1 protein-coding gene is annotated in these 22095 nt (G+C 69.3%); it reads right to left on the bottom strand.

Going from position 1 to position 22095, the window contains the following annotated elements; genetic code table 11:
• Positions 1–22077 carry a non-ribosomal peptide synthase/polyketide synthase gene (locus tag HEP74_RS06935; RefSeq protein WP_255427959.1) on the bottom strand — a complete coding sequence of 7359 codons (22077 nt, stop codon included), beginning with the start codon at positions 22075–22077 and terminating at the stop codon, positions 1–3.
• Positions 22078–22095 lie beyond the last annotated feature (18 nt).

Genomic DNA, 22095 nt, shown 5'->3' with positions numbered 1-22095 from the left:
TCACCACTCCGTTTCCACTTGGTTGCCTGCTTCCATCGCCATGTCGCGATTGCGTCTGCGCAACCGTTCCGCATCGATCAATGCGGCCACGCTGCGAATGTCGGAACGCTCGAACAACAGGCGGATCGACACTTCCATCTCCATGCGACGCTGGACAGCATTGATCAGCCTCGTCGCTAGCAACGAATGGCCGCCGAGATCGAAGAAGCTGGCGGTGACGCTGATGTCCGCGTGCCCGAGGACGTCGCTCCAGATCTGCGCCAACGCCCGTTCGGTCTCGGTCGACGGCGCTTCCTCCTCCTCCCCGCGCACATGCACCGGCTCCGGCAGCGCGCCCTTGTCCACCTTCCCGTTCACCGTCAGCGGCAGCGCCTCCAGCACCACGTACGCCGACGGCTGCATGTAGCCCGGCAGGGACGACGCCAGCGCCGCCTGCAGCGTCTCGATCCACGCCTGCGCCTGCACCACCTCCGAAGCCGGCGTCACGTACGCCACCAGCCGCGCCTGCACCCCCTCCCCGCGCACCACCACCACCGCCTCGCGTACCGAACCCTCGGCATGCAGCCGGCTCTCGATCTCCCCCAGCTCGATCCGGAACCCGCGCAGCTTCACCTGGTCGTCCAGACGCCCCAGGAACTCCAGCTGCCCGTCGTTGCGCCAGCGCACCCGGTCCCCGCTGCGGTACCAACGCTCGCCGTCCAACTGCACAAAGCGTTCGGCGGTGAGCTCGGGGTGGCGGTGATAGCCGCGGCCCACTCCCACTCCGCCGATATACAGCTCGCCGGGTACCCCGATCGGCTGCTGCGCACCGGCAGGCGACAGCACGCGGCACTCGACATTGACCAGATTGCGGCCGATCGTCGGCGCCTCGCCCAGGACTGCGCTCCAGGTCGCGTCCACGCAGCATTCCGTCGGGCCGTAGACGTTGATCGCCTTGCGCCCCGTACGCGATTGCCAGGCGACCAGTTCGCGCCACAGCCCGGAAGAAATCGCTTCGCCGCCGATCACCAGGTTCGGCAGGCAATCCTCCAGCCCCGCCGCCAGCCAGGACTCCAGCAACGACGGCGTGCAATCCATCAGGACCACCGGCTGCGATCGCAAGAGCGCGCGCAGCATCGCCGGATCGGTCTTCACGGCTTCCGGCACGATCAGCACGGAACCGCCCCACGCCAGCTGCATCAGCCCCTTGATCGAGCCATCGAAGGCATGCGAGCCGACCAAGGCCCAACAGCCGTGGAGAACGCCGTCGGCGATACCATCGGGTCCGAGATTCAGCGCCAGGTTCGACAGCGACCTGTGTTCGATCAGCACCCCCTTGGGGCGACCTGTGCTGCCCGAGGTATAGATCGCATAGGCCAGATCCGCCGTCGACTCGCCCGGAACCTCGGGAGCGGTCCGCGGCCAGCGCGAGATTTCCTGCGCATCCAGCATCCGCGCCGGCACGCCGAGCGCCGATAGACGCTCCGCCGTTGCCGCGTGCCCGAGCACGAACGGTGTTGCGCTGTCTCCAAGCACATACTGCAGATGCGCATCGGGATAGGCCGGATCCAGCGGCAGCCACGCCGCGCCGGCCTTCAGCACGCCGAGGATCGCCAGCGGCAGATCGATGCTTCGCTCCAGGCACAGGGCGACCAAGGCGCCGCGATCCACTCCGAGGTTACGGAGATCGTGCGCCAGCCGGCTGGAAGCCTCGTCCAGCTCGCGATACGTCAGGTGAGCCGGGCCACAGCGCACGGCGATCGCATCGGGCGTGGCTGTCGCCTGCCGCGCGAACAACCGATGGAACCCCGCATCGGGGAGAGGTCGCTGGTTCGCATTCCACTCCGCCAACATCGCGCGCTCGCTCTCTTCGATCAGCGGCAGCGTGGCCAACGGCGCGTCCGGCTGCACGACGATCTGCGCCAGCAATTGCGCATACGCCTGCGCCAGCCGGTCGATGCTCGCCGCCTCGAACAGGCGCGTCGCATAGCCCCAGACCAACCGCAGTCCCTCCCCCGTCTCCTGCACCGCCAGCTGCAGGTCGAACTTCGCCTGCTCATACCCCTCGCCCAGCGAGGACACTTCCAGCCCCGGCAGCGTCAAGGCCACCTGCTCGGTGTTGCGCATCGACAGCAACACCTGGAACAACGGCGCATGGCTCAGGCTGCGCACCGGCTTGAGCTCGTCCACCAGCATCTCGAACGGGATCTCCTGGTGCGTGTACGCCTCCAGCACCCGCTCCCGCGTCGTCGCCAGCAGCCCCTCGAACGTCTCCTCCCCGCTCAGCTGCGTGCGCAGCACCAGCGTGTTCACGAAGAACCCGATCAGCGGCTCCACGTCCGGGTGCACCCGCCCGGCGATCGGCGTGCCGATGACGATGTCCCGCTCCCCGCTCCAGCGGGCCAGCAACCATGCCAACGCTGCCTCCAGCACCATGAACAGGCTCGCATCGTGCCGCTGCGCCAGCGCCTGCAGGCCCGCCAGCGTCGCCGCTGCGATCCCCTGCTCGATCCGCCCGCCGGCAAAGTCCTGCCGCGCCGGGCGCGGCCGGTCCAGCGGCAGCCCGTGCACCGCCGGCAGGCCCTGCAACCGCTCCCGCCAGTACCCCAGCGCCGCCTCCAGCGACGCCCCCTGCAACCGCTCCCGCTGCCACGCCGCATAGTCCGCGTACTGCACCGGCAGCGGCGCCAGCGCCGCCGCCTCCCCGCGCAGCGCACCCGCATACAGCGCCACGAACTCGCGCACCAGCACTCCCATCGACCAGCCGTCGCTGGCAATGTGGTGCAGCGTGAACAGCACCGCGTGCTCCTCGGCCTCCAGCCGCAGCACCCGGCACCGCAGCATCGGCTCGTGCGCCAGGTCGAACCCCTGACCCGCCTCCCGCTGCACCCAGGCCTGCACCGCCGCGTCCTGCGCCTCCGCCGGCAACGCGCTCAGGTCCTCGTGCGCCAACGGCACCTGCGCCTGCGCCTGGATCACCTGCCACGGCGTGCCGTCCACCTCCCGGTACACCGTGCGCAGCACCTCGTGCCGCGCCAGCAACCCCGCCAACGCCTGGCCCAGCGCCACCACCGACAGCCCGCCGCGCAGCCGCAGCGCCACCGGCATGTTGTACTGCGTGCTGCCGCCCTCCAGACGGTCGATGAACCACAGCCGCTGCTGCGCGAACGACAACGGCAGTGCATCCACGCGCGGCACCTTCGGGATCGGCGCATAGCCGCTGCGCGCCTGACGCTCCACGTACTGCGCCAAGCCCCGCAGCGTCGGCTGCTCGAACAGCGCCCGCACCGGCACCTGCTTGCCCAGCGCTCGCCCGATCTCGCTCACGATCCGCGTGGCCAGCAGCGAGTGACCGCCCAGTGCGAAGAAGTTGGCGGTGACGCCGATGTCCGCGTGCCCGAGGATGCCGCTCCAGATCTGCGCCAGCGCCCGTTCGGTCTCGGTCGACGGCGCTTCCTCCTCCTCCCCGCGCACATGCACCGGCTCCGGCAGCGCGCCCTTGTCCACCTTCCCGTTCACCGTCAGCGGCAGCGCCTCCAGCACCACGTACGCCGACGGCTGCATGTAGCCCGGCAGGGACGACGCCAGCGCCGCCTGCAGCTCGTCGATCCACGCCTCCGCCGCCTCTCCAGCGGCCGGCGTCACGTACGCCACCAGCCGCGCCTGCACCCCCTCCCCGCGCACCACCACCACCGCCTCGCGTACCGAACCCTCGGCATGCAGCCGGCTCTCGATCTCCCCCAGCTCGATCCGGAAACCGCGCAGCTTCACCTGGTCGTCCAGCCGTCCCAGGAACTCCAGCTGCCCGTCGTTGCGCCAGCGCACCCGGTCCCCGCTGCGGTACCAACGCTCGCCGTCCAACTGCACAAAGCGTTCGGCGGTGAGCTCGGGGTGGCGGTGATAGCCGCGGCCCACTCCCACTCCGCCGATATACAGCTCGCCGGGTACCCCGATCGGCTGCTGCGCACCGGCAGGCGACAGCACGCGGCACTCGACATTGACCAGATTGCGGCCGATCGTCGGCGCCTCGCCCAGGACTGCGCTCCAGGTCGCGTCCACGCAGCATTCCGTCGGGCCGTAGACGTTGATCGCCTTGCGCCCCGTACGCGATTGCCAGGCGACCAGTTCGCGCCACAGCCCGGAAGAAATCGCTTCGCCGCCGATCACCAGGTTCGGCAGGCAATCCTCCAGCCCCGCCGCCAGCCAGGACTCCAGCAACGACGGCGTGCAATCCATCAGGACCACCGGCTGCGATCGCAAGAGCGCGCGCAGCATCGCCGGATCGGTCTTCACGGCTTCCGGCACGATCAGCACGGAACCGCCCCACGCCAGCTGCATCAGCCCCTTGATCGAGCCATCGAAGGCATGCGAGCCGACCAAGGCCCAACAGCCGTGGAGAACGCCGTCGGCGATACCATCGGGTCCGAGATTCAGCGCCAGGTTCGACAGCGACCTGTGTTCGATCAGCACCCCCTTGGGGCGACCTGTGCTGCCCGAGGTATAGATCGCATAGGCCAGATCCGCCGTCGACTCGCCCGGAACCTCGGGAGCGGTCCGCGGCCAGCGCGAGATTTCCTGCGCATCCAGCATCCGCGCCGGCACGCCGAGCGCCGATAGACGCTCCGCCGTTGCCGCGTGCCCGAGCACGAACGGTGTTGCGCTGTCTCCAAGCACATACTGCAGATGCGCATCGGGATAGGCCGGATCCAGCGGCAGCCACGCCGCGCCGGCCTTCAGCACGCCGAGGATCGCCAGCGGCAGATCGATGCTTCGCTCCAGGCACAGGGCGACCAAGGCGCCGCGATCCACTCCGAGGTTACGGAGATCGTGCGCCAGCCGGCTGGAAGCCTCGTCCAGCTCGCGATACGTCAGGTGAGCCGGGCCACAGCGCACGGCGATCGCATCGGGCGTGGCTGTCGCCTGCCGCGCGAACAACCGATGGAACCCCGCATCGGGGAGAGGTCGCTGGTTCGCATTCCACTCCGCCAACATCGCGCGCTCGCTCTCTTCGATCAGCGGCAGCGTGGCCAACGGCGCGTCCGGCTGCACGACGATCTGCGCCAGCAATTGCGCATACGCCTGCGCCAGCCGGTCGATGCTCGCCGCCTCGAACAGGCGCGTCGCATAGCCCCAGACCAACCGCAGTCCCTCCCCCGTCTCCTGCACCGCCAGCTGCAGGTCGAACTTCGCCTGCTCATACCCCTCGCCCAGCGAGGACACTTCCAGCCCCGGCAGCGTCAAGGCCACCTGCTCGGTGTTGCGCATCGACAGCAACACCTGGAACAACGGCGCATGGCTCAGGCTGCGCACCGGCTTGAGCTCGTCCACCAGCATCTCGAACGGGATCTCCTGGTGCGTGTACGCCTCCAGCACCCGCTCCCGCGTCGTCGCCAGCAGCCCCTCGAACGTCTCCTCCCCGCTCAGCTGCGTGCGCAGCACCAGCGTGTTCACGAAGAACCCGATCAGCGGCTCCACGTCCGGGTGCACCCGCCCGGCGATCGGCGTGCCGATGACGATGTCCCGCTCCCCGCTCCAGCGGGCCAGCAACCATGCCAACGCTGCCTCCAGCACCATGAACAGGCTCGCATCGTGCCGCTGCGCCAGCGCCTGCAGGCCCGCCAGCGTCGCCGCTGCGATCCCCTGCTCGATCCGCCCGCCGGCAAAGTCCTGCCGCGCCGGGCGCGGCCGGTCCAGCGGCAGCCCGTGCACCGCCGGCAGGCCCTGCAACCGCTCCCGCCAGTACCCCAGCGCCGCCTCCAGCGACGCCCCCTGCAACCGCTCCCGCTGCCACGCCGCATAGTCCGCGTACTGCACCGGCAGCGGCGCCAGCGCCGCCGCCTCCCCGCGCAGCGCACCCGCATACAGCGCCACGAACTCGCGCACCAGCACTCCCATCGACCAGCCGTCGCTGGCAATGTGGTGCAGCGTGAACAGCACCGCGTGCTCCTCGGCCTCCAGCCGCAGCACCCGGCACCGCAGCATCGGCTCGTGCGCCAGGTCGAACCCCTGACCCGCCTCCCGCTGCACCCAGGCCTGCACCGCCGCGTCCTGCGCCTCCGCCGGCAACGCGCTCAGGTCCTCGTGCGCCAACGGCACCTGCGCCTGCGCCTGGATCACCTGCCACGGCGTGCCGTCCACCTCCCGGTACACCGTGCGCAGCACCTCGTGCCGCGCCAGCAACCCCGCCAACGCCTGGCCCAGCGCCACCACCGACAGCCCGCCGCGCAGCCGCAGCGCCACCGGCATGTTGTACTGCGTGCTGCCGCCCTCCAGACGGTCGATGAACCACAGCCGCTGCTGCGCGAACGACAACGGCAGTGCATCCACGCGCGGCACCTTCGGGATCGGCGCATAGCCGCTGCGCGCCTGACGCTCCACGTACTGCGCCAAGCCCCGCAGCGTCGGCTGCTCGAACAGCGCCCGCACCGGCACCTGCTTGCCCAGCGCTCGCCCGATCTCGCTCACGATCCGCGTGGCCAGCAGCGAGTGACCGCCCAGTGCGAAGAAGTTGGCGGTGACGCCGATGTCCGCGTGCCCGAGGATGCCGCTCCAGATCTGCGCCAGCGCCCGTTCGGTCTCGGTCGACGGCGCTTCCTCCTCCTCCCCGCGTGCGTGCACCGGCTCCGGCAGCGCGCCCTTGTCCACCTTCCCGTTCACCGTCAGCGGCAGCGCCTCCAGCACCACGTACGCCGACGGCTGCATGTAGCCCGGCAGGGACGACGCCAGCGCCGCCTGCAGCGTCTCGATCCACGCCTGCGCCTGCACCACCTCCGAAGCCGGCGTCACGTACGCCACCAGCCGCGCCTGCACCCCCTCCCCGCGCACCACCACCACCGCCTCGCGTACCGAACCCTCGGCATGCAGCCGGCTCTCGATCTCCCCCAGCTCGATCCGGAACCCGCGCAGCTTCACCTGGTCGTCCAGACGCCCCAGGAACTCCAGCTGCCCGTCGTTGCGCCAGCGCACCCGGTCCCCGCTGCGGTACAACCGCTCCCCCGCCACGAACGGACTGGCCACGAACCGCTCGGCCGTCAACGCCTCCCGCTTCACATAGCCCTTCGCCACCCCCCACCCGCCGATGTACAGCTCCCCCGCCACCCCCGCCGGCTGCAGCCCCATCCGCGCGTCCAGCACGTACAGCGTCGTGTTCTCCATCGCCCGGCCGATCGGCAGCATCCCGCTGCACGGCGCCTGGCCGTCTACCGCATACCAGCTGCTCCCCACCACCGCCTCGGTCGGACCGTAGTGGTTGTACACCTGCGCCTGCGGGTACTTCGCCCGCAGCGCCTGCGCCAACTCCGCCGCGAACGCCTCCCCGCCCACCACGAACACATGCGCTCCCGGCCGCGGCTGCGCATCCGACAACGCCAGCAGCCCCTGCACGTGCGAGGGCGTCAGGCGCAGCAACCACCCCGGCGCCGACGCCGCTTCCAACGCCGCCGCCAGGCCCGCCATGGCGTCCGCCTCCGCCAGCAGCGTCACGCACCCGCCCGCCAGCAACGGCACGTACAAGCTCGGCACCGTCAGGTCGAACGCCGGCGAGGTCGCCACCAGCGCACCGGCCAGATGCTCGGCGTAGTAGTTCCCTCGCGCGAAGGCGCAGTAGTCGGTCAGCCCGCGCTGCAGCACCTCCACGCCCTTGGGCACCCCGGTCGAACCGGAGGTGTACAGCACGTACGCGCTGTGCGTGGCCTCCAGCGCCACCGCCGGTGCCGCGTCCGGGTACGCCGACAGCCACGAGGCCTCCGCGGCCCCGTCCATGGCCAGGACCTGGACCGACGTGCCGGCCAACGCCGCCCCCGTTCCCAGCACCAGCGCCACCTCGGCATCCTCCAGGATCGCCTGCACCCGCGCCGGCGCCTGCTGCGCATCCACCGGCACATACGCCGCACCGCTCTTCATCACGCCCAGCAGCGCCACCAGCAGCGGCAACGACCGTTCCAGCGCCACCCCCACCCGCGCGCCCAGCCCCACCCCCTGCTCGGCCAAGGCCTGCGCCAGCCGGTTGGACGCCCGGTCCAGCTCGCGATAGGTCATCTGCGCCGCTCCGCAGCGCACCGCCACCGCCTCCGGCGTCGCCTGCGCCTGCGCCTGCAGTTGCCGGATCAACGGCTGTTCGCGGCCGCGCTCGCTGTGCGGGCCACGGCCCTGCGTCAGCAACTGCTCGCGCAAGCTTTCATCCTGCAGCGGAAGCTGGTTGAACGGCTTGCCCGGTTCGCGCAACGCAGCCGCAAGCAGGCATTCATAGCCATGCGCCATGCGTTCGAGCGTCTCGCGATCGAACAGCGCTGTTTGGTAGCTCCAGTACAGCTGCAACCCGTCGTCGGTATCGACTGCATTGAGGTCGAAGTCGAAACGGATGCTGCCGGAGAGGCCATCGATCACGTCGACCTGCGCATCGGGAAGCGCCAGCGCTTCGGACTCCCCGTGTTGCAGCATGAATTTGATCTGGCAAAGCGGATTGTAGGCCAGGCTGCGCTCTGGCTTGATTTCATCGACGATCAATTCGAACGGGATATCGTGCGCATAGGTGTCGAGCGCGGTGCGGCGCGTACGCGCGAGCAGCGTCTGGAAGTCGGGGTCGCCAGACAGGTCGTTGCGCAGAACCACGGTGTTGATGAAGAAGCCGATCAGCGGTTCGAGTTCCTGGTGGGCGCGCCCGGAGATCGGCGTGCCGATTGCGACGTCGTGCTCGCCGCTCCAACGAGCGATCAGCGCCGCCAATGCCGCTTCCAGCACCATGAAGAGTGTGGCGTCATGCGCGGCAGCGAAGTCCTTGCACATTTGCAGCAACACGGGCGACAGCAGCCGATCCACCGAGTCCGACGCGTAGGCCTGCCGCGCCGGGCGCGGCCGGTCCAGCGGCAGCCCGTGCACCGCCGGCAGGCCCTGCAACCGCTCCCGCCAGTACCCCAGCGCCGCCTCCAGCGACGCCCCCTGCAACCGCTCCCGCTGCCACGCCGCATAGTCCGCGTACTGCACCGGCAGCGGCGCCAGCGCCGCCGCCTCCCCGCGCAGCGCACCCGCATACAGCGCCACGAACTCGCGCACCAGCACTCCCATCGACCAGCCGTCGCTGGCAATGTGGTGCAGCGTGAACAGCACCGCGTGCTCCTCGGCCTCCAGCCGCAGCACCCGGCACCGCAGCATCGGCTCGTGCGCCAGGTCGAACCCCTGACCCGCCTCCCGCTGCACCCAGGCCTGCACCGCCGCGTCCTGCGCCTCCGCCGGCAACGCGCTCAGGTCCTCGTGCGCCAACGGCACCTGCGCCTGCGCCTGGATCACCTGCCACGGCGTGCCGTCCACCTCCCGGTACACCGTGCGCAGCACCTCGTGCCGCGCCAGCAACCCCGCCAACGCCTGGCCCAGCGCCACCACCGACAGCCCGCCGCGCAGCCGCAGCGCCACCGGCATGTTGTACTGCGTGCTGCCGCCCTCCAGACGGTCGATGAACCACAGCCGCTGCTGCGCGAACGACAACGGCAGTGCATCCACGCGCGGCACCTTCGGGATCGGCGCATAGCCGCTGCGCGCCTGACGCTCCACGTACTGCGCCAAGCCCCGCAGCGTCGGCTGCTCGAACAGCGCCCGCACCGGCACCTGCTTGCCCAGCGCTCGCCCGATCTCGCTCACGATCCGCGTGGCCAGCAGCGAGTGACCGCCCAGTGCGAAGAAGTTGGCGGTGACGCCGATGTCCGCGTGCCCGAGGATGCCGCTCCAGATCTGCGCCAGCGCCCGTTCGGTCTCGGTCGACGGCGCTTCCTCCTCCTCCCCGCGCGCGTGCACCGGCTCCGGCAGCGCGCCCTTGTCCACCTTCCCGTTCACCGTCAGCGGCAGCGCCTCCAGCACCACGTACGCCGACGGCTGCATGTAGCCCGGCAGGGACGACGCCAGCGCCGCCTGCAGCTCGTCGATCCACGCCTGCGCCTGCGCCACCTCCGAAGCCTGCGTCACGTACGCCACCAGCCGCGCCTGCGCCGCCTCCCCGCGCACCACCACCACCGCCTCGCGTACCGAACCCTCGGCATGCAGCCGGCTCTCGATCTCCCCCAGCTCGATCCGGAACCCGCGCAGCTTCACCTGGTCGTCCAGCCGTCCCAGGAACTCCAACTGCCCGTCGTTGCGCCAGCGCACCCGGTCCCCGCTGCGGTACCAACGCTCGCCGTCCAACTGCACGAAGCGTTCGGCGGTGAGCGCCTCTTGCCGCAAATAGCCGAGCGCCAGGCTGGCGCCCCCCAGATACAGCTCGCCGGCCACGCCGACCGGCACCCGTTCGCGCGCCGTTCCCAGCACCCGGCAGCGCACGTGCGGCAACGGCCGCCCGATCGGTACCGCTGCGCTGGCCGCATCGAAAGTCGTCAGATCCACTGCCGTGGCGGTCACCGTCGCTTCGGTAGGGCCATAGGTGTTCAATAGCCGCAGGGCAAGCGGCATGGCCGCATTCCAGCGCAGCACCTTCGCCGCCTGCGCCGCCTCGCCGCCGATCACGCAAAGGCGCACGCCCGCGGCCATCTCCGCCACTGCAGGGGGCAGCGTTTCCACCAGGACATGCCAGAACGCGGTCGGCAGGTTCAGCACGCTGATGCGGTGGCGCAGGACCCAGGACCAGAAGCGCTCGCCGTCGGTGATCGTCTCCTCGTCGCGCAGCACCAGGGTCGCGCCGTGGCACAGAGCCATGAAGCATTCTTCGATGTACGCATCGAAACCGAACGAGGCGAACTGCAGCAACCTGTCCGCAGGTCCGATATTGCACTGTGCCTGCAATCCGTCGAGGTACGCGGCGAGCGCCCCATGGCCGACGACCACGCCCTTGGGACGGCCGCTGGAGCCGGAAGTGAAGATCACGTAGGCCGGCGTCACACCGCTGACGACGAGCGGCGGCGCATGCGCCGGCGCCGCCTCCAGTTCAGCCGCAATCCCCGGCGCATCCAGCAGCGCCATTTCCACACCGCCCAAGTCGAGTTCCGCCGCCAGATCGGACGTGCTCAGCACTACGCCAATGCAAGCGTCCTCGACCGCATCGCGCAGGCGTACCTGTGGATGTGCAGGATCCAGCGGCACATAGGCCGCACCCGCCTTGAGGACCGCCAGCGCCGCCAGCGGCTGGCGCCAGCTACGCGCCAGACACACGCCAACGCAGGCGCCCTCGCCAATACCGCGCGCCCGCAGCCACTGCGCCAGGCGGTTGGCCTGGGTCTCCAGCGTGGCGTAGTCGAGCACCACCTCGCCATCGACCAACGCTGGATGCGCGCCGGCGCGCATGGCCTGCGCGGCGATGCGCTCGTGCGCCCAGTCGCCGCCGCCGGCGTGCCCTCGGCCTTCCCAGGACTGCAGCACGGACAAATCCGTGTCGTCCAGCAACGGCAATACCGACAGCGCGCACAGTTCGTCCTCGGCCATGGCGCGCGCCAGGCGGCGCCACATGACCACAATACGTTCGATCGTCCGCCGGTCGAACAACGCGGTCGCATATTCCAGTGCGCCGACGATGCGGCCGTCGACCTCTCCAAGCGCCGCACTGAGATCGAACATGGCCTCCCCGTCCACATCCTCGGCCAACGCCTCGACCTGCAGCCCAGGCAATGACAGATCGACGGCACTGCTGTCCTCCCAGGCGAAGAAGGCCTGGAACAAGGGACTGTGGGCCGGGCTGCGCGTGGGGGCGACCAGGTCGACCACGCGATCGAACGGCAGATCCTGATGCGCCTGGGCCTCGAGCAGGCGGGTGCGCACCTGCTCGATCCAGGCCGCCACCGTTGGCGTGCAGGACAGGTCGAAACGCAGCGCCATCGAGTTGACGAACAGTCCGATCAGGCCGTGGACGTCCTCGTGCCCGCGATTCGCGCTGGCGATGCCGACCACCAGGTCCTGCTGTCCGCTCAGGCGCGCCAGCAATGCCGTCCAGCTGGCCAGCACGACTGTGAACAAGGTGGTGCCGCGACGCATGCCCAGCACCTTCAGCGCGGACGTCAACTCCGTATCGAAGACGAACGGCAGGGTTTGGCCGGCGAAGGACTGCTGCATCGGGCGCGGCCTGTCGGTGGGCAGCTCCAGCAGGCCGGGCGCGCCGGCGAGCGCGCGACGCCAATACTCCGCGTTTACGCGCTGTTGCGGTCCTTCGCGTTGTGCGCGTTGCCAAGCGGCGTAATCGACATACTGGATCGGCAACGGCGGCAAGAGGTCGGCGCCACCCGCGCGCAACGCGGTGTACTGCGTCGCGATCTCGTCGATCAGCAGGCCCACGGACCAACCGTCGAAGACGATGTGATGCACCGTTACCCGCAGTGCATAGCGCGTGTCCGCCTCCCGTACCAGGCAGGCGCGCAACAGCGGGCCATGGGCCAGGTCGAAGGCCTTCTGGGCCGAGACGGCGAGGTGCGCGGTGGCGTCGCCCGTATCACGGGCGTCGAGATACTCCCAGTCGAATGCTGCGGATCCGGCCGCGGTCACTACCTGCGCGGGCGTACCGTCGACATCGACGAACACGGTACGCAAGGCATCGTGCCGCGCGACCACGCGCTCCAGTGCCATGCGCAACGCAGCACGATCCAGCTCGCCGCGCAAGCGCAGCCCCAAGGGAACGTGGTAGGCCGTCGATTCCGGCTCGAGCTGCGCCAGGAACCAGAGCCGTTCCTGCGCCGAAGACAACGGCAGCCTACCGGCGCGGTCGACCTTGGCGATCGGCATGGCGTCCGTCGCCACCTTGGCATCGACCCAGGCGGCAAGCGCGTGCAACTCCGGGAGCTCGAACAGCATGCGTACCGGCGTCTTCACCCCCATGCGCCGCCCGATCTCGGCCGCCACGCGCGTGGCCAGCAGGGAATGGCCGCCGAGCACGAAGAAGTTGTCGCTGCGTCCGACGCGTTCGCGCCCGAGCAGGCGCTGCCAGATCTCGGCCAGCGCCTGTTCGGTCCGAGTGGCCGGCGCAATGTGGAGGCCGCCATCGGCACCTGTAAGCTGCGGCAGTGCGCGTACGTCGACCTTGCCGTTGGCGGTCAGCGGGAAGCGCTCGAGCGCGACGATGCCTTGCGGCAGCATGTAGTCCGGCATGCGAGCAGCGAGATGTGCGTGCAGCGTCGTCGCCGCGTCCACGCCCGACAGCGAGGCATCGAATACGACATACGCCGCCAACGTGCGTCCGCTCGCGCCCTGCTGCGCCACGACGATGGCATCGCGCACCCCTGGATGTTCGCCGATGCAGGCTTCGATCTCGCCCAGTTCGACGCGGAAGCCGCGGATCTTCACCTGCCGGTCCGTACGCCCGATGAATTCCACCGTGCCGTCGTTGCGCCAGCGCACCCGGTCGCCGCTGCGATACATGCGGCTGCGGTCTCCGAGGAAAGGATCGGGCAGGAAACGTTCGGCGGTCAGTTCAGGAAGATTGAGATAGCAGGCAGCCACGCCGTCGCCGCCGATGTACAGTTCGCCTACCACGCCCACCGGCACCGGTTCGCGCCGCGCATCGAGCACGTAGATACGGGTATTGCGGATCGGCAGGCCGATAGGGATACGCTGTCCGGGCGAGGCCGAGACGACGGGATAGGTCAATGCGAACGTCGTGGTCTCGGTCGGGCCATAGCCGTTGAACAGGCGCACCTGCGGATGCGAAGCCAAAAAGCGCGCCACGATCGCCGAGTCCAGCGCGTCGCCGCCGATCATCAACACGCGCAGCCGTCCCAATGCGGCACCGATCTCTTCGGCATAGTGGTTGAACAGGCCTACCGTCATCCACAGCACGGTCACCGCTTCGCGCTCCAACAACGCGGCCAGCCGCAGCGGCTCCAGCAGCGTGTCTTGATCGACGATCACGAGGCGGCCGCCATTGCATAGCGGCATCCACACCTCCAGGGTGCTGGCATCGAAGGCCGGATTCGCGGCAAACGCCACGCGGTCCGAAGCGCTGAAATCGCCGTAGCCGCCGTCGACCACCAGGCGACGGACGCCCCGGTGCGTCACGGCCACGCCTTTGGGCCTGCCGGTGGACCCGGAGGTGTACATCACGTAGGCGACCGCATCCACGCCCTCGCCCGGCATGGCCTGCGACGCATGCGCCAACGGGCGCAGTTCGAGTTCGTCGGCCTCGCCGGTCGGCACGAGCAACACCCTGGCCGCGCTGTCATCGAGCATGAAGTCGCGCCGCGCCTGCGGGACGTTCGGATCCAGCGGGACATAGATCGCACCGCAGCGTAGCGCTGCGATCTGCGCCGCTACCAGCAGCGCCGAGCGCGGCGCTTCGATCGCCACCCGATCGCCCGCCACGATTCCATGCGCGCGCAAGCGCCGGGCCAACGAGCGCGAGTGCGCGGCGAGTTCGGCGTAGCGCCAGTTGCGCTCGCCTTCGACGATGGCGATCGCGTCCGGCATCGATGCGGCGATACGGTCGAAACGTTGCTCGAGTTTCTCGTCGTCGGCGTAAGGCAGAATCCGGCCCGACCAATCGCGCAACAGGCACAGGCGTTGGGCATCGTCCAACAGCGGCAGCTCGGCCAACTCCAGCGCATCGCCATCCGCCATCGCGCGCAACAAGGTGCGCCAGCACGCCACGAAACGCTGTACGGTCTCGCGGTCGAACAAGGCCATGGCGTATTCCAGGACGCCTTCGACACCGCCCCCGGCGGTTTCGTGCAATGCCAGCGAGAGATCGAACTTGGCTTCGACCACCTCGCCGCTCGCCATCGGCTCCACCCGCATCCCCGGCAAGCTCAGGTCGGCGACATCGCCATCCTGCCAGGCGAAGAACGCTTGGAACACGGGGCTGTGGGTCAGGTTGCGCGTGGGCGCCACGCGCTGGACCACACGGTCGAATGGCAACGCCTGCTGCGACTGCGCCTCCAGTACACGTGTCTGGGTCTGGTCGATCCATTGCGCGACGGTGAGAGTGCTCAAGGCATCGAGGCGCAACGCCAGGGAATTGACGAAAAATCCGATCAGGCCTTGGACCTCCTCACGTTCGCGGTTGGCGCTGGCGATGCCGAGCACCAAGTCCTCCTGCCCACTCAGGCGTGCCATCAGCGTGGCCCATCCAGCCAGCAAGGTGGTGAACAAGGTCGCGCCGCGGCGCCTGCCCAGCGCCCTCAATGCCGCCGTCAGCCCTGCGTCCAGGACGATGGGGACGCGGTCGCCGGCCAGCACCTGTCGCGCCGGCCGCGGGCGGTCGGTCGGCAACTCGAGCAAGCGCGGAGCGCCCTCCAGCGTGCGCGTCCAGTAGTCAGCGCAAGCATCGTGCGCCGCGTCCGCTTGCGCTCTCTGCCAGACCGCATAGTCGGCGTACTGGATCGACAACGGTGGCAACGGCGCCGTGCGTCCCTCGCGCAGCGCCGTATAGCAAGCCGCCACCTCATCCATCAGCACAGCCATCGACCAGCCGTCGAACACGATATGGTGAACGCTTACCAGCAGCACGTGGCGGTCCTCCGCTTCGCGCGCCAGGCATACGCGCAGCAGCGCATCGCCTCCGAGATCGAACGGTGTGCAGGCCTGCGTCCGCATTGCCGCTTCGAGCGCCGCGCCGTCGGCGCCGGCGATCTCGGTCCAGGACAAGGCCGAGTCCGCGTCGTCGCGGATCGCCTGCATCGGAATGCCGTCGACATCGACGAACACCGTTCGCAGCGCCTCGTGCCGCGCCACCACCGCCGCGAACGCCGCCCGCAACGCATCGCCGCACATTGCCCCATGCAGGCGCAGCGCGGTGGACATGTGATAGGCCGTCGAGTCGGGCGCCAGCTGCGCCAGGAACCACAGTTGTTCTTGCGCCGAAGACAGCGGCAGCAAACCGCCGCGTTCGACCGGGACGATGGCGACCGCCTCGGTCGTCGCCATTGCGTCCAGACAGGCCGCCAGGCGGCGTACACTGGGATGCTCGAATAACGTGCGCACGCCCACCCGCTTGCGCAGCGCCCGGCTGAGCTGGCCGACGACACGCATCGCCAGCAATGAATGCCCGCCAAGCTCGAAAAAATCGTCGTCCGCGCTGATCGGCCCGCCGCCGAGCAGCTCGCTCCACACCTGCGCGACGACCCGCTCGGTGTCGGTTGACGGCGCGACAAAGTCCGCCTGTCCGACGGCCGGCTCCGGCAATGCGCGCGCATCGACCTTGCCGCTGGGCGTCAACGGGAACGCATCGATCGGCACGATCTGCCATGGCACCATGTAGCCGGGCAAGCTCAGGCCAAGGCGATGCCGCAGCTCGGCGGCGAACGAGGCGATGTCGGCGACCGGAGCGGTGGGAACCACCCAAGCCGCCAGGCGAGGCTCGCCGCCGCAGTCGAGCACCTGCACGAACGCGGACGCGACGCCGGCCTGGGCTTCGAGACGAAGGCGGATTTCGCCGAGCTCGATCCGGAACCCGCGCAGCTTCACCTGGTCGTCCAGCCGCCCCAGGAACTCCAGCTGCCCGTCGTTGCGCCAGCGCACCCGGTCCCCGCTGCGGTACCAACGCTCGCCGTCCAACTGCACGAAGCGTTCGGCGGTGAGCGCCTCTTGCCGCAAGTAGCCGAGCGCCAGGCTGGCGCCCCCCAGATACAGCTCGCCGGCCACGCCGACCGGTACCCGTTCGCGCGCCGTTCCCAGCACCCGGCAGCGCACGTGCGGCAACGGCCGCCCGATCGGCACCGCTGCGCTGGCCGCATCGAAGTCCGCCAGGTCCGCCACCGTGGCGGTCACCGTCGCCTCGGTAGGGCCATATCCATTCAGGAGCCGCAGCGTGGGCGGCATGAGCGCGTTCCAGCGAAGGATCTTGCCCGGCTGCGCCGCCTCGCCGCCGATCATGCACAGGCGCACGTCCGCGGCCATGCGCGCGACCTCGGGCGACAGCGTCTCCACCAACGTGTGCCAGAACGCGGTCGGCAGGTTCAGCACGCTGATGCGGTGGCGCATCACCCAGGAGCAGAAGCGCTCGCCGTCGGCGAGCGTCTCCTCGTCGCGCAGCACCAGGGTCGCGCCATGGCACAAGGCCATGAAGCACTCTTCGACATAGACGTCGAAACCGAACGAGGCGAACTGCAGCAACCTGTCCGCGGGCCCGACGTTGCACTGTGTCTGCAATCCGTCCAGATACGCGGCGAGCGCCCCATGGCCGACGACCACGCCCTTGGGACGGCCGCTGGAGCCGGAGGTGAAGATCACGTAGGCCGGCGTCGCAGCGGTGACGACGAGCGGCGGCGCTTGCGCCGGCATCGCCTCCAGTTCAGCCGCGATCCCCGGCGCATCGAGCAGTGCCATTTCCACGGCGCCGAGGTCGAGTTCCGCCGCCAGATCGGACGTGCTCAGCACCACCGCGATGCCGGCATCCACGACCGCATCGCGCAGGCGTGCCTGCGGAGTCACCGGATCCAGCGGCACATAGGCCGCCCCCGCCTTCAGGACCGCCAGCGCCGCCAGCGGCTGGCGCCAGCCGCGCGCCAGGCACACGCCGATGCAGGCGCCCTCGCCAATACCGCGCGCCCGCAGCCACTGGGCTAGGCGGTTGGCCTGGGCGTCCAGCGTGGCGTAGTCGAGCGCGACACCGCCATCGACCAGCGCGGGATGCGTGCCGGCACGCATGGCCTGCGCGGCGATGCGCTCGTGCGCCCAACTGTCGGCGGCGGCGCAGCCGGTTCCTTCCCAGGCATCGAGCACGGCGGCATCGCCGACGCCAAGCAGCGGCAACGCGCCGATCCGCTGCTGCGGACTCGCCACGGCGGCCTCCAGCAACCGATGAAAAGCGCAGGCCAATCGCTCTACGCTGGCCGCATCGAACAAATCGGCCCGGTAATGCCAACGGACCGCATAGCTGTCTCCGTCACGTTCGACCGCGACATCCAGATCGACGTTCAACGGGATCAGCTGTGCGTCGCCCCCGTACCGCAGTACGTCCACACCGGAGAGTTCGAGCGCCGGAAGCGGCTCGGCGCCGAACGACAGCATGATCTGGTACAGCGGCGCGGCTCCGGGAACCCGAGCCGGCGCCAGCGCGTGAACCAAGTGATCGAACGGCAACAGCTGGTGCGCGAACGCGGACAGTACCTCCTCTCTGCTGCGCACCAGCAATTCGGTGAAGGTGGGGTCGCCGGAGACGTCGCTGCGCAGCGCCAAGGTGTTGACGAAGAAGCCGATCAGCGGCGCGACCTCGGGCCGGTCGCGACCGGCGACGGGCACGCCGACCATCAGGTCGGTCTCTCCGCTCCATCGCCACAGCAACGCCACCAGCGCCGCGCGCAGCGCCATGAACACGGTGGCATCGTGCGCCTGCGCCAGTCCACGCAACGCTGCCGCGGCGGATGGTGCGATAGGAGTGACGAAATGATGGCCGAACGCGTCGGGCTGCGGCGCCCGCAGCCGATCCAGCGGCAGCGCATGCAATGGCGGCGCGCCATGCAAGGCTCCGCTCCAGAAATCCAGCGACGCCGCCAGCGCCTCATCGGTGAGCGTGCGCCGTTGCCAGACGGCATAGTCGGCGTACTGCACGCTCGGAGCGAGCAAGGCCGTGCGCGGATCTTCGCAGCGCATTGCCGCCGCATATGCAGCTCCAAGTTCGCGCACCAGGATCTCGATCGACCAGCCATCGGCGGCGATGTGATGGAGGGTCAGCAACAGCGTGTGGTCGCGTGGCGCGAACGCCACCAATACCACGCGCAGCGGCAGGTCCGCGGCCAGATCGAAGGGGGTTGACGCCTCGGTTCGCCAGTACGCGAGGGACGTAGCGTGGCGTGCGTGTTCCGGGGTGGTGGAAGCATCGACGATACGCGGCACGATGGCGCGCGGCAGGATCGTCTGGACGGGCTCGCCGTCATGCTCGGCGTAGACCGTGCGCAGTACCGCATGATGCTGGGCGACGGCCTGCAGGGCCGCGGCCAGCGCGCCCCGGTCCAGCTCGCCCAGTAAGCGCATGGCCGCCGGAATGTTGTAATGCGCGCCGGCTCCCTCGATGCGGTCGGTCAGCCACAGGCGCCGCTGCTGGAACGACAGCGGCAGCGGCGTCCCGGCAGGCGCGGGCACAATCGCCGCGGATGCCGCTGCGGCGTGCTCCAGGTGAAGCACCTGCTGGCGAATGCTGCGGTGCTCGAACACGTCGCGCAGCGCGCAACTGCGGCCGAACTCCTCGCTGAGCGCCACCGCCAGACGCGCAGCCAGCAACGAATGACCGCCGAGCGCGAAGAAATCGCGATCGACATCCGCGCGCGGGATTCCCAGTACTTCGCACCACAACCTTTCGATGCGCCGCTCGGTTTCGGTGTCGGGCGTATTTTCCACGTCGGCGTCGACGGCGGGAGGCATGGGGAGCGCCCTCCGGTCGACCTTGCCGCTGGTATTCAGGGGCATCCGTTCCAGCCTCACCCAAGCCGTCGGGATCATGTACTCGGGCAGATCGCGCCGCAGGGTCGTACGCAGCGCCGCAAACAGCGCCGCATCGTCCAAGGCGTTGTCCGCCGCAGCGACGATCCAGGCGACTAGGCGCTTGCCCGCGCCCTCGCCCACCGCACCGACGAACGCGGACGCCAGCTGCTCGCAGCGATGCAAGGCGGACTCGACCTCGCCCGGCTCGATACGAAACCCGCGGATCTTGACCTGTGCGTCGACACGCCCAAGAAATTCGAGCGCGCCGTCGGCGTTGCGACGGACGCGGTCGCCGCTGCGATACCAGCGTTGCCCGGCCAATGCGCCGCGGCCCTCGCCAAAGCGCGCGGCGGTGAGGTCCGCACGCCCGAGGTAGCCCCGCGCCAGGCCCGGACCGGCGATCCACAGCTCGCCCGGCGCGCCGATCGCCGCGAGCCGACCGGCGCGATCGACCACCTGCAACGCATAGCCCGGCAGTGCCGAACCGATCGTCACCTGTGTCCCCGGGGTCAATTCCGCCTGGCTGACCACCACCGTCGCTTCTGTCGGGCCGTAGGCGTTGAACAGCCGGCACTTGCGCGTCCAAGCATCCGCCAGCCGTGCATCGCACACGTCGCCGCCAATGATCAACGAACGCAGCGCATAGCCGGGCGCGGTGTCCAGATGGGCCAACGCGGCAGGCGGGATCAAGGCATGGGTGATGCCGTGTTGCAGAAGGTAGCGGCCCAGGCCTTCGCCGGAACTGCGCGCGTCCTCCGGACAGATGTACAACGTCGCCCCTGCGGCGAACGCGCGCGCCCAGTCCCAGGTCGCGGCGTCGAAAGCGATCGACGAGAACTGCAGCACGCGATCATCCGCGCCGAGGCCGTACACGTCGCGCAGGGACTGGGTCAGGTGCGCCAGGCTGGCGTGCTCCAGCATGACGCCTTTGGGTGTTCCACTCGAACCGGAGGTGTAGATGACATAGGCCAGATGTCCGGGGTCCAGACCGATTGCGTCGGGATCCAGCCCCTCGTCCGCCTCCTGCATCGCGTCGTCGACCCACGCATCCAGGGCCAGCAATGGGCTGGCGCAGATACCCCCGATCCGTTCGCGTAGCGCCGTACTGGTCAGGCACAGCACCGGCATCGCGTCCGCCAGTATTGCGGCGATGCGCGCATCCGGCTGCGACGGATCAATCGGCAGGTAGGCGCCGCCCGCCTTGAGAATGCCCAGCACGCCGAGCATCAAGGTCCAGTCGCGTTCGCCGCAAAGCGCGACACGGTCGTCCGGGCGCACGCCATAGTCGCGCAACGTGCGCGCCAGGCGATTGGCACGACGCTCGAGTTCGCCGTAGGACACGCTGCGCTGGTCGTCGACCACTGCGACCGCTTCGGGCCGGCGCAATGCATAGTCCTGGAAGAGTTGGTGCGCATAGGCGAAGCCGGCGACGCTCGCGGGTGGGCCGAGTGCCAGACCCGCGCAGCGCGTCGCCTCGCCTTCGGTCATCGCCACGATGTCGTCCAGGGCGATCCCGGGCGTCTCGAGCAGCTGCCGCAGCACCGCGTGGAACCGCGCCGCGAACATGCGCGCCTCCACCGCGTCCAGGTACGCTAGGTTGTGGTCGAAATGGAACTCGACCGGTTGCGAATGGCCGTACTCCCATACCGTGAGCGCCAACGGCGCCTGGCTATAGCCATGGCTGAGGTAGTAGATCTCCGCGGTTCGTCCGGCGACCTCGAAGCGGCTGTCGAGCTTGAGGTAGTTGAAACTGGCGTCGAACAGGCTACGACCGCTGCCGGCGATGCCCAGGTCGCGGCCGAGGTGGCCGATCGGATAGCGCTGGCGCCGGTAGTCGCTGCGCTGCCGCTCCGCGAGCGTCTGCAACAGCGCGGCGAAAGTGGTGTCGTTCGGCAGGTGCAACGCTAGGGGAAGCATCCCGGTGAACACGCCGATGGCTCGCTTCTGCGCGTGGCCGCGACGATTGTGCACCGGCAGGCCGATGACCGCCTCCTCGCTGTCGGCCAGGCGTGATACGCACAACGCGAACGCGCCGAGCAGCAATTGCGGCAACCCAACCCGATAATGCGCGGCCAGATCCGCCAGCCGCGCGTAGTCCGCAAGCGGCACAACCGTGGTCTCGCGTCCGCTCGGCGTCGCGCGTTCGACGGCAAAACGCCGGCGATGGTATGGCGGCAGCAACGGATCGGGTACCGCACCGATGCGTGCCGCCCAATAGTCCCGGTCCGCAACGTAGCGTGCGCCGGCCACATACTCCTGGTCATCGTTCGCCACTTCGCGCCATTGCAGCGACGGCGCCTGGCTCTCGCCGCGGTAGTGGCCCGCCAGGCAATGAGCCAGATTGGCGTAGCCCCAACCGTCGATCATCAAGTGGTGCGCGATCACGCAGTACCAGTGCTGCCGCGAAGAAACCCGCAACACGCAGGCGAGGTAGAGCTCGCTGTCGTGCAAATCGAACGCGTGCTGGAAGCGCTCCTGCATCCACGCCCGCGCCTCGGCCTCAGGATCGGCGAACGCGGAAAAATCGAACTCCGGCAGTTCCGCGTTTCGCTGCGCCGAGACGTACTGCACCACGCCGTCGCGGCCAGCGCGCATGCGCAGGCCGAACGCCTCGTTGTCGAGCACGAGCCTGCGGTGCGCATCGCGCAGCCGCGCCAGGTCGATTTCCTGCATCCGGATGTAGCCGCCGATGTTGTAGATCGGGTCGGCCGGGAACCGTTGCTGGTCCAGATAGATATCCGACTGCGCGAGCGTCAGCGGAAATTCGGCGAATGCGGCTCTCATCATGAGACTGTCCTGTCT

This window comes from Xanthomonas sp. SS, assembly GCF_014236835.1.
In the GTDB taxonomy this organism is placed as follows: domain Bacteria; phylum Pseudomonadota; class Gammaproteobacteria; order Xanthomonadales; family Xanthomonadaceae; genus Xanthomonas_A.
This window is presented reverse-complemented; position numbering and strand designations above follow the sequence as displayed.